At 39.1% G+C, this 10,922-nt stretch carries 12 protein-coding genes; 2 read left to right on the top strand and 10 right to left on the bottom strand.

What is annotated here, in order from left to right; genetic code table 11:
- The 10 genes from CXF74_RS13090 to CXF74_RS13045 form a co-directional block, all read right to left on the bottom strand.
- A partial coding sequence (locus CXF74_RS13090) for a tetratricopeptide repeat protein (RefSeq protein WP_157822402.1) occupies positions 1-1,477 on the bottom strand: 1,477 nt, incomplete at its 3' end.
- 187 nt (positions 1,478-1,664) lie between these two features.
- On the bottom strand, positions 1,665-1,889 hold the full coding sequence (gene nqrM, locus CXF74_RS13085; protein WP_101082881.1) for a (Na+)-NQR maturation NqrM: 225 nt from the start codon (positions 1,887-1,889) through the stop codon (positions 1,665-1,667).
- Positions 1,889-2,854: an FAD:protein FMN transferase gene (locus CXF74_RS13080; RefSeq protein WP_332870272.1), complete on the bottom strand. Its 966-nt coding sequence runs from the start codon at positions 2,852-2,854 to the stop codon at positions 1,889-1,891. The genes nqrM and CXF74_RS13080 overlap by 1 nt, the downstream gene beginning before the upstream one ends.
- Positions 2,855-2,944: 90 nt before the next feature.
- Positions 2,945-4,177, bottom strand: a complete 1,233-nt coding sequence (gene nqrF, locus CXF74_RS13075; RefSeq protein WP_101082878.1) for an NADH:ubiquinone reductase (Na(+)-transporting) subunit F — start codon at positions 4,175-4,177, stop codon at positions 2,945-2,947.
- A 207-nt stretch (positions 4,178-4,384) separates the two neighbouring features.
- A complete protein-coding gene (gene nqrE / locus CXF74_RS13070; protein ID WP_101082876.1) occupies positions 4,385-4,993 on the bottom strand; it encodes an NADH:ubiquinone reductase (Na(+)-transporting) subunit E in 609 nt (202 codons plus the stop codon).
- Between the two features lie 5 nt (positions 4,994-4,998).
- The gene (locus CXF74_RS13065; protein ID WP_101082874.1) at positions 4,999-5,631 is read right to left on the bottom strand and encodes an NADH:ubiquinone reductase (Na(+)-transporting) subunit D; all 633 of its coding nucleotides are present in this window, start codon (positions 5,629-5,631) and stop codon (positions 4,999-5,001) included.
- The gene (locus CXF74_RS13060; RefSeq protein WP_101082872.1) at positions 5,624-6,391 is read right to left on the bottom strand and encodes a Na(+)-translocating NADH-quinone reductase subunit C; all 768 of its coding nucleotides are present in this window, start codon (positions 6,389-6,391) and stop codon (positions 5,624-5,626) included. The genes CXF74_RS13065 and CXF74_RS13060 overlap by 8 nt, the downstream gene beginning before the upstream one ends.
- Complete coding sequence (locus CXF74_RS13055; protein ID WP_101082871.1) at positions 6,384-7,589, bottom strand: NADH:ubiquinone reductase (Na(+)-transporting) subunit B; 1,206 nt, start codon at positions 7,587-7,589, stop codon at positions 6,384-6,386. Before CXF74_RS13055 ends, CXF74_RS13060 begins: the two co-directional genes overlap by 8 nt.
- Positions 7,590-7,591: 2 nt before the next feature.
- Entirely contained in the window at positions 7,592-8,932 is a 1,341-nt protein-coding gene (locus CXF74_RS13050) for a Na(+)-translocating NADH-quinone reductase subunit A (protein WP_101082870.1), read from the bottom strand.
- A gap of 251 nt (positions 8,933-9,183) precedes the next feature.
- Positions 9,184-9,495, bottom strand: coding sequence for a BolA family protein (locus CXF74_RS13045; protein ID WP_101082869.1), 312 nt, complete (start codon positions 9,493-9,495; stop codon positions 9,184-9,186).
- A 51-nt stretch (positions 9,496-9,546) separates the two neighbouring features.
- Here CXF74_RS13045 and CXF74_RS13040 point away from each other — a divergent pair, with 51 nt between their 5' ends.
- Together CXF74_RS13040 and infA are read left to right on the top strand one after the other, a co-directional pair.
- Positions 9,547-10,266 (top strand): arginyltransferase, encoded by a 720-nt coding sequence (locus CXF74_RS13040; protein ID WP_101082868.1) that lies wholly within the window; start codon positions 9,547-9,549, stop codon positions 10,264-10,266.
- Between the two features lie 142 nt (positions 10,267-10,408).
- On the top strand, positions 10,409-10,627 hold the full coding sequence (gene infA / locus CXF74_RS13035) for a translation initiation factor IF-1 (RefSeq protein ID WP_015465665.1): 219 nt from the start codon (positions 10,409-10,411) through the stop codon (positions 10,625-10,627).
- Positions 10,628-10,922 lie beyond the last annotated feature (295 nt).

Genomic DNA, 10,922 nt, shown 5'->3' with positions numbered 1-10,922 from the left:
AATCGATAACGGCGATCATCAACGAATTATTATTGATTTTAAGTTGTTGATGGCAGGCATTAGCAAAGGCTAAAATACCACGGCGGTTCGCTATTTGTGTCAATTCATCTTTAAAGGCGAGATCTTTAAATTTCTGCTTGTGATTGCGTTGTATTTTTATTTGTCTAAAAGTGGCGCCTAGTATCAGCAAGACTAAGGCAAGAACGAGCACAAGAATGAGACGATACTGATTATATTGGGTTAATTTGGCTTCTTTAAGCAAGTTTTCTTTACGTAAGAGCTCATTGCGAGACTTTTCAAACTGAACATCATAGGCCACTTCTAAACGCTGTAAGGATGACTCTCTTTTCGCCTTAAACTCTTTGTTAAGACGTACAATATGCGCTTCGTATATAGTCGCCGCTCGCTTGTAATTACCGAGCTCTCTATGAACATCCCCCATTAGTTTATAAGGGTATCGATTCACTTTTTCGTCCTTGCTTAAAGTATCAGCCTCTTGCAAGAAAAACTTAGTTAATGTCATTTTTTGCTGCTTTGCATAACTCAGCGCAATATCCAATTTTAAACGCGTACGCATTAAAACCGTTCCATCATCCTGTAGTGTATTGTTTGCTTCAAGCAACAAGGGCAAAGCATCTTGGTATTGATGATTCTTTACCATGATACCGCCTAATCGTGCTGTCGCTAGCGCAATGCCTACAGAGTCATCTAATACCCTGCTCAGCTCTCTTGCCTGCGAGAAATAAGCACTGCTTTTCTGCCAATCACTGAGACTCGAATATGCGGTTCCCAAGTTATAATAGAAAATAGATAAGTTGAAATCGTCTTGTAATTTTTTTGCAAAGCTTACCGCGTGGGCATAATACTCAATGGCTTTTGGATAGTTTTTTAAATCCGCGTAAATCATAGCCAGGTAACTTTGCACTGCCATCACCTTACTATTATCTTCAAGCTCCTCAAAAATCAGCTGCGCTTTATACAACGATTCAATGGCGACCTCGTGTTGAGAGTCTAATTGCATAATATAAGCATATTGCATTAACGTATCCCCTTGCAGTAATACGTCGTCGATCGTCGATGATAAAGCTAATGACCATGCCATTATCGCAACAGCATCATTCATCTTTCCTTCCGTAGAAAACTCCCTGGCTTGGATATTATTAATTTTAATACGCGCAGTGGTAGAGTTAACTTGTTGGTTTAATTGTTCTGCTAATATCAAGTATTGCTTTGATTGTTGGAAATTTTCTAATGACTGAGATGAAAGCGCTAATTGAATATAAGCGTATAATTCTCCCTCTTTATCATTTATTAACTGATTTTGTTTAAGTAGAGTGTTACTGATAGCGATCTTTTTATGCGGAGCCAGACTGTTGCTTTCAAGCTCTAGCCAATCATCTAGAGCGTTAACATATACATTTAATGAACTACTAATAAAGAAACAGAGACTAATCAGTAGAGTTTGAAATGGATGCAATATTTTATCCTAACAGTATAATTTAGTAGCAATTTAGTCGTAAATTGCAGGGTGACAGTAAAGCATTGATCGTTTTTCAAGCAAAAAAAATCCTTTTCAATGAAAGGATTAATAGGTGCGATTAAAAATCGATGTTACAAAGCCCATTATTGAGATGATAATAGCAGGCATTTGTATAAACTGTTAACTATAAAATACGATGTTCTTTTTCAAGCTTTTTAACTCGATCTGCTTCTGCATTTTTCTTGATTCGATTTTCACAAGGATCATCACAGTCACAAGATTTTTCAATACCTACAGAAGCAAGGCCACCACAACTTCCTCCGATGGTTTTTTTATTAAAAATATAACCGATCGCCATTGCGACAACCACTAATAAAAAGACCACAAAAGTAGCAATAAAGTAGATCATTATTTCTCCTCAAATAGGTAAGGTTTAAACGCAGCAGTGAAATGCTCAATAAAGCCCTCACCTTGTTTAACCAATAAAAATACGGCTAGATTATGTTTTTGTGCAAACTCAAAACCCGCTTCAGGCCCCAATACAGTAATAACCGTCGCTAAACCATCTGCCATCATACTACTTGCATGAATAACCGTCACCGAAACTAATTTATGCTTGATCGGTTTACCCGTTTTAGGATCGATAGTATGCGAGTAACGAATACCATCAAATTCATAATAGTTACGATAATCGCCTGAGGTGGCAATTGCATTATCACCAATCTGGATAAGACGTTGTACGTTTTGCCCTGCTACCGGTCTTTCAATAGCAAGTGTCCATTGTTTATCAGCAGGTTTAACGCCTTTTGCGCGTAACTCACCACCAATATCAACTAAATAGTCATTGATACCGATATTTTGTAAGTATTCAGCAATAACATCAACACCGTAACCTTTTGCGATAGATGATAAATCGACATAAAGATCAGGAATAGATTTAAACAGCGTATTACCTTCAATACTCAGATACTGACTGCCGACTCTTTTTTGCTGTGATGCAATAATCTCATCAGAAGGGACTTTGTTAGGTCTCTTATCGGGTCCAAATCCCCACAAATTAACAAGGGGTCCAACGGTGACGTCAAATGCACCTTCAGACTGTTCAAACAACGCTAATGATGATTTAACAACATAGGCCGTGGCAGGTGAAACAGTAAAAGATGTTTTGGCTTGGTTAAAATATGAAAGCTCAGAATCAGGTCGGTATGTTGACATCTGATCATTCACTAGCTCAAGTTTCTTATCTATTTCAATTTGCATCGCGCTAAGCGTGTAATCGGGCTTACTCAGTTGTGCTTCACGAAGTACCATAGTCACCTGATAATAGGTGCCCATCGTTTTACCTTGCACCATCACTAATTTCGATTTAGGCACTGGCTCGCTACAAGAGGAAATAAAAAAGGCCAGCCCGATTAAGGCTAGCCATTTAGTTATCTGATTTCTCATTAATGATTAATCACTTATTTAGCCAAAGTCATCAAGCATGATGTTTTCATCTTCAACGCCTAATTCTTTAAGCATTGAGATAACCGCAGAGTTCATCACAGGAGGACCACACATGTAGAACTCACAATCTTCTGGTGCATCATGATTTTTAAGGTAGTTTTCTAGCAATACATTATGGATAAAGCCAGTGTAACCTTCCCAGTTATCTTCTGCTTGAGGATCACTTAATGCAACATGCCATTCGAAGTTTTCATTCTCTTTAGCAATCGAATCAAAATCTTCAACATAGAACATTTCACGCTTAGAACGCGCACCGTACCAGAAACTAACTTTACGAGTAGTATGCAAGCGACGGAACTGATCAAAGATATGAGAACGCATTGGCGCCATACCAGCACCACCACCAACAAATACCATTTCATTTTCAGACTCTTTAGCAAAAAACTCACCAAATGGACCAGAAATAGTAACTTTGTCGCCAGCTTTAAGGCTGAAGATGTACGATGACATTTTACCACATGGCATAGATAGATCACGTGGCGGTGGCGTAGCGATACGCACGTTCAGCATGATAATACCCTCTTCACCCGGGTAGTTAGCCATTGAGTAAGCACGGATCGTTTCATCATCAACTTTAGATTCTAAGTCGAAAAATTTGAAATGTTCCCAATCGCCACGGTACTGCTCTTCAATATCAAAATCTTTGTATTTGATATGATGCGCAGGCGCTTCAATCTGAATGTAACCACCGGCTTTAAACGGGACAGATTCGCCATCAGGAATTTGTAATTTAAGCTCTTTAATAAAGGTTGCTTCATTACCATTAGAGATAACTTCACATTCCCATTTTTTAACCCCAAAGATCTCTTCAGGAAGCTCAATGTTCATGTCTTCTTTAACACTAACTTGACAGGCTAAACGCTCGCCTAGTTTTGCTTCTTTTTTACTAATATGGTCAAGTTCAGTCGGTAGAATATCACCACCGCCGTCATTAATTTTTACACGACACTGACCACATGTACCACCACCACCACAGGCTGAAGATACAAAAATACCCGAATTTGCTAATGCACCCAGTAGTTTACCACCGGCTTGTGTTGTAATGCTTTTCTCTGCATCACCATTAACGGCAATTGTAATGTCACCCGAGCTTACTAATTTTGCTTTTGCTGCCAAAATAATAACGACTAAGGCTAAAACAACAATCGTAAACATGGCAACGCCGAGAAAGATTTCAATATTATTGTCCATCTTCGACTTTTTCCTTGTTTGGGGAGGTGAAAAACACCTCCGAAATTCAATTAAGGATCGGCTTCAAAATTACTTGTTCTTTTGTTTTCAAAACAACCAGTCGGTTGAGGTTTTTTGAAAACAATTTAGAGCAAGTTATTTTGTAACGATTCCTAAGCTAAAACATCTTACTAAGCACTTTTTAGAGCTGAAAAACAGCCTAAATTGTTATAGTTGGATACCTGAGAATGACATGAAACCTAATGCCATTAAGCCTGCTGTTACAAATGTAATACCTAAACCACGTAAACCATCTGGCACGTCTGAGTATTTCATTTTTTCACGGATACCCGCTAATGCAACAATTGCTAATGTCCAACCAACACCACTACCAATACCGTAAACCGCTGACTCAAGTAAGTTGTACTCACGTTGAACCATAAACGATACACCACCGAAGATGGCACAGTTAACCGTAATAAGCGGTAGGAAGATCCCTAGAGCTTGGTACAAAGCAGGAAAGTATTTATCTAATACCATTTCCAAAATTTGTACTAACGCAGCGATAACACCGATAAAAGTGATAAAGCCAAGAAAGCTAAGGTCAGCTTGTGGAAAGCCTGCCCAATCTAATGCGCCAGGCGCTAAAAGATTGAAGTAGATGATTTGGTTAACCGGTACTGAGATACCCAGTACAACAATAACCGCAACACCCAAACCCATTGATGTTTTAACTTTTTTCGATACAGCAAGAAATGTACACATGCCTAAGAAGAAAGCTAACGCCATATTTTCAATGAAAATAGAACGGATAAATAAACTAAGATAATGTTCCATTCAAACTACTCCTTGGGCTCGACTTGATCTGGTTTTGCAACACGAATTGCCCAGATAATACCACCGATGATAAAGAACGCACTTGGAGGAAGTAGTAATAAACCATTACTTTGGTACCAACCGCCATTAGATGTTAATGGTAGAATTTCAATACCAAATAAAGCACCAGCGCCAAATAACTCACGGAACCCGCCTACTAAAACAAGAATGAAACCGTAACCTAAACCGTTACCGATACCATCCATGAAGCTTGGGAAGGGTTTGTTTTTCATCGCAAATGCTTCTGCTCGTCCCATTACAATACAGTTTGTAATGATAAGACCAACATAAACAGATAGCTGCTTTGACAAACCAAATGCGTAAGCTTTCATTACTTGGTCAACAACAATTACTAATGAAGCAATAATCGCCATTTGCACAATGATACGTACACTATTTGGAATGTAGTTACGGATCATTGAGATAAACAAGTTAGAAAATGCGGTAACAAATAGAACAGCCAATGTCATTACAACAGCAGTTTCTAATGTTGTTGTTACTGCAAGTGCCGAACAAACACCCAGAATTTGCAATGCAATCGGGTTATTGTTAACAACAGGAGAGGTTAAAACCTCTCTTAATTCACTAGATTTAGCCATTGTTTAGTGCTCCTTCACGAACTTTAGTAAGGAATGGACCAAAGCCGTACTCGCCTAACCAGAAAGTAAAGGTATGTTCAACACCAACACTAGTCAGTGTTGCGCCAGATAGACCATCAATTTCATGTTTAGAGCCAGCAGGTGCTTGACCTTTAGTAATCTTAATTGCTGGTAAGCCATTTTCATCAAACAACTCTTTACCAACAAACAGACCACGCCAACGAGGATTCTGCACTTCACCACCTAACCCAGGCGTTTCACCTTGGTCATAATAAGTAATTGCGTCAATCGTATTACCATCGGGTTTGATAGCAACAAATGCGTACATTGTTGACCATAAACCAGCGCCATGAACTGGCAAGATAATGCGTTGTAGTTGACCGTTATCATCAGATACTAAGTAAACCGTTGCTAAATTTGCACGACGGCCAATTTTTGCAACATTCTGCTCTGCAGTTAGCTTAATGCTTTTTGCAGGATCTTTTGCAGCAGTACGTTGATCATAACTTTCATCATCAGCAACGAATTCACCTGTATTTAAATCCACTAATTTAGTTTCAATATTAGATTTAAACGCATCTTCAACTGATTTATCAAGACCAGCAACAGCAAGAATATTTTTTTGCTTATCAATTTTTTTATTTTCTATCTGTAGCGGGCGTAAACCAACGGCCGCGCCAGCAACAATAATTGAACATACTAGACAAACAGCCAGTACAACAAGTATCGTTTTGCCGAATGTTTCCTGTTTATTAGACATTACGTGTCATCCTCCGTTTGATATTTCCTTGCACAACAAAATAGTCGAATAGTGGTGCAAACAAGTTAGCAAATAAGATAGCTAGCATCATACCTTCAGGGAAAGCAGGGTTAACTACACGAATTAATACAACCATCAAACCAATTAAAATACCGTAGCCCCATTTACCTTTATTAGTAAATGATGCAGATACCGGGTCTGTTGCCATAAATACCATACCAAAAGCAAAACCACCCATCACTAAATGCCAGTACCAAGGTAACTGGAACATGTGATTAGTATCACTACCAATGAAGTTAAATAGACAAGCAGTGGCAATCATACCAATCATTACACCGGCAATAATGCGCCAAGATGCAATGCCAGTGATAACAATAAATGCACCACCAATGAGGATAGCCAGTGTTGAGACTTCACCAATACTACCTTGCATGTTACCTAGGAAGGCATCCATCCACGATAGGTTACTTTGAACCGCTTCTAAGCCACCTTGTGCCATCACGCTAAGTGATGTTGCACCAGAGAAACCATCTACTGCTGTCCAAACTGCATCACCAGAGATGTCAGTTGGGTATGCAAAGAATAAGAAAGCACGGCCCGCTAATGCAGGATTTAAGAAGTTACGACCTGTACCACCAAATATCTCTTTAGCAACAACAACACCAAAGGTAATACCTAAAGCAACTTGCCAAAGTGGGATACTTGCAGGAACGATCAATGCAAACAACACAGAAGAAACAAAGAAACCTTCGTTTACTTCATGTTTACGTACACTTGCGAACAATACTTCCCAGAAGCCACCAACAATAAAGGTAACCGCATAGATAGGTAGGAAATACATCGCACCAAACAGGAAGTTATCAAATAAGCTAGCACCATTACCCATGGTAACGCCTAACAGATTTAATATCGCAACACGCCAATCATCAAGGGCAGCATAGCCACCAACGATAGCTTCGTTTGCTTGAATACCGGTATTGTACATACCGTAAAACATTGCTGGGAATGTTGCTAACCAAACGAAAATCATCATTCGTTTTAAATCAAGGTTATCACGAACGTGCGTGAGGCCTTTGGTTACATAACCCGGTGTGTAGAAGAAAGTGGCAGCTGCTTCATACAGGGCATACCATTTTTGATGGCGTCCTCCTGCTTCGAAATGCGGCTCCATTTTCTCAATTATATGTTTAAGACCCATGGTTAGCCTTCCTTCTCAATTTTACTTAGGTTGTCACGTAAGATTGAAGCATAGTCATATTTGCCTGGGCAAACATAAGTACATAATGCTAAATCTTCTTCGTCTAACTCTAAACAGCCTAATGTTTGCGCGCCATCACTATCACCAACAATTAAGTCACGTAATAATACAGTTGGAAGAATATCAAGCGGCATAATGCGCTCATATTGACCAATTGGCACCATCGCACGATTACTACCACCCGTGGTGGTCGTAAATGCAAAACGTTTCGCTTTATTTAGTGCTGAAAGGAATACGCGTGCAACAGAGTGTTTATTTACACCCGGAGATCCCCAACCAAATAACTCTTTCTCGTAGCCTTCAAGCAACGCAGAGATTTGATTATGGTAACGACCAAGATAAGCAACTGCGCCATAAGCTGTTACACCGCACAATACTGAACCAGAAATAATACGTACATCACCAGCCACTAACTCATCTGCTGTTAATTGTGCAATTGATGCACCAATGACGGTACGTAATAAACGTGGTTTAGTGATGCCAGGACCAGCTAGCGAGATAACTTTATTAACATAAAGCTCACCCGTTACAAACAGTTGACCAAATGCAATTACGTCTTGGTAATTGATAGACCAAACTTGTTTAGCAAGGGAAACAGGGTCAATGAAATGAATGTGTGTACCCGCAAGACCTGCAGGGTGAACACCAGAGAATAGCTTCTCTTCAACAGTGCTTACGTCTGATGTAGGTAATGTACCCACGCCTTTACAAACGTACACTCTACCGCTTGTTAACTGTGATAACACAGCTAATCCATCGATAAATGCTTGTTGGTTTTCATTGATGATTAACTCAGCGTCAGCAGCTAAAGGATTAGTATCCATTGCTGTTACAAAAATTGACGCAGGTGCTGCATCAATTGCCGGTACTTTGCTAAATGGACGTGTACGAAGCGCAGTCCAAGCACCAGATTCAACTAAGTTCTCAACGATCGTTGCGCGTTCTAATTTTGCTAACTGTGCACTTTCAAATTTAGGGAAAGAGATTGACTCTTGACCTTCAACTGAAATAACAACTGATTGCAATACACGTTTGGCACCACGATTAATCTCTTTAACTACACCAGATGCTGGAGCGGTAAAGTTAACGCCTGGATTCTTTTTATCAGAAAAAAGAATCTGGCCTTTCTTTACAGTGTCACCGGCTTTAACAGCCATAGACGGACGCATACCAACATATTCTTCGCCTAGTATAGCTACTTCAGTAATGGCAGGACCATTCTGAATCACTTGCTCTGGCACTCCGCTAATTGGGAGATCCAGTCCTTTTTTTATAGTAATCATATTCTCTTGCACTATGTTTACGGGAAGAAGAGTTAGATGCCTTTCGGCATAAAAACATTACAAGTCACTCGTTTGTTAACAAATAGTTGTTAACAAATGGTTAACAAGTAGACTAAAAAATTCGGCCATATATTACCATTATTTATAAGGGGATTGCCATCGCTATTGCGTAGAGTTGGACTATTGAGTTCAAAGTTTTATGTGAAACAAATGTATAAAAATCTGTTTTTATTTAACATTCACTCCAGTCACTATTTTCCTCCCCCCATACAATCAGCTGAAGTGGGTGCTACATTGCCCTTTTTTTCCCACTGTTCAGTGGTGTATGTATGCATTGCTAATGCATGCACCGGCCCAGCTAATTGTTCAGATAATAGACCATTAATCAAACGATGGCGGGCAATTAATAATTTTCCTGAAAAATCATCACTGACCACTGTCACTTTAAAGTGGGTTTCTGAATTAGCGGGTACGGCATGTCGAAAACTCTCATTTTCAACCAGTAAAAAAGCACAATCGATATGCTCTGCTAGTTTTTTCTCTATAATTGCTTGTACATTCATGGGTCTGTCCTTAATCTAGTCTATTTATCAAATCACAATAGCAGGTGTTTTTTGTCTACTCAATCTACTTCACTTAATGTGGGCGTCACTAAGCCTTTTCCATGCTCATACTTAGATGATCACCAAGAAACCTTGATCATGCTCATCGAGCCAGAGGTGAATGCAAAAACCTATTACCCAACATTACTTGCAAATGGATTCAGGCGCAGTGGCAACCAAGTTTATCGCCCTCATTGTGAACATTGCCAAGCTTGTGAATCACTGCGTATTCCAGTGAGTGCTTTTGCTCTATCACGTAGCCAAAAACGTTTAATAAACAAAAATAGTTCCTTCATTGTCAAAATAGCGAAGACACCTCACGAAGATTACTTTGATCTTTACCAGCGCTATATCAATACAGTGCACCATGATGGTCCGATGTTTCCGGCCTCAGAGACGCAATATAACGACTTTATTCATAGCACTTGGAACCAAGCGCTGTTTATTGAAATTTACGATCAAGATAAATTGATTGCCGTGAGTATTACCGATCAACTCATCACTGAACAGAGTAAAGCATGGAGTGCTTTTTATTGCTTTTATGACCCTGATTATCACGCTAATTCATTAGGGAAATTTGCGGTATTAACGCAGTTAAAACTCGCTGTAGAGCATAATGTTGATTGCTTATATTTAGGCTATTACATCGAAAATTGTCAAAAAATGAATTACAAAACACAATTTAATCCACACCAACGTTTTATTGATGGAGAGTGGGAAAGTTTTCAATAACAGATATTTTGATAAATAGCACAATAAACAAACAACAAACCTTTACCCTTTCCGATAATTCTGGCATGATGCGCCGATTGTAATTAGCACTATGCCTCTAAATGACAGAGGTAATTAAAAAACATTAAAGGATCCATTAAGAATGGCAAAAGAAGATAGTATTGAAATGCAAGGCACCATCATGGATACCCTGCCTAACACAATGTTCCGTGTTGAGTTAGAAAACGGCCATATGGTGACAGCACATATCTCTGGTAAAATGCGTAAAAACTACATTCGTATCTTAACGGGTGATAAAGTAACAGTACAATTAACACCTTATGATCTATCTAAAGGTCGTATCGTATTCCGTGCTCGTTAATTAATTCTTAATTAAACTGCATGAAAAAACCAGCCTAGTGCTGGTTTTTTAGTTTTAGCGCCCTGCTTAATAAAAAAGTCGCTTAGCGATCCTGACCTTATAGCGATTGCTATGTCGAGATTAAAAGTCTATTTTTTACTGCGTAAGTTTTTAGTCGAACCACGCTGTGTTTTTTATCAATTCTTCGCTTCTGAGAGTTACGTGTGGGTTTAGTTGCTCTTCATGCTTTGTGCACCACTACCGCAGAAACAATTAACTCTTTTAAACGCACCAATGCATCCCCTCTATTCTTTTC

Source organism: Psychromonas sp. Urea-02u-13 (assembly GCF_002835995.1).
In the GTDB taxonomy this organism is placed as follows: domain Bacteria; phylum Pseudomonadota; class Gammaproteobacteria; order Enterobacterales; family Psychromonadaceae; genus Psychromonas.
This window is presented reverse-complemented; position numbering and strand designations above follow the sequence as displayed.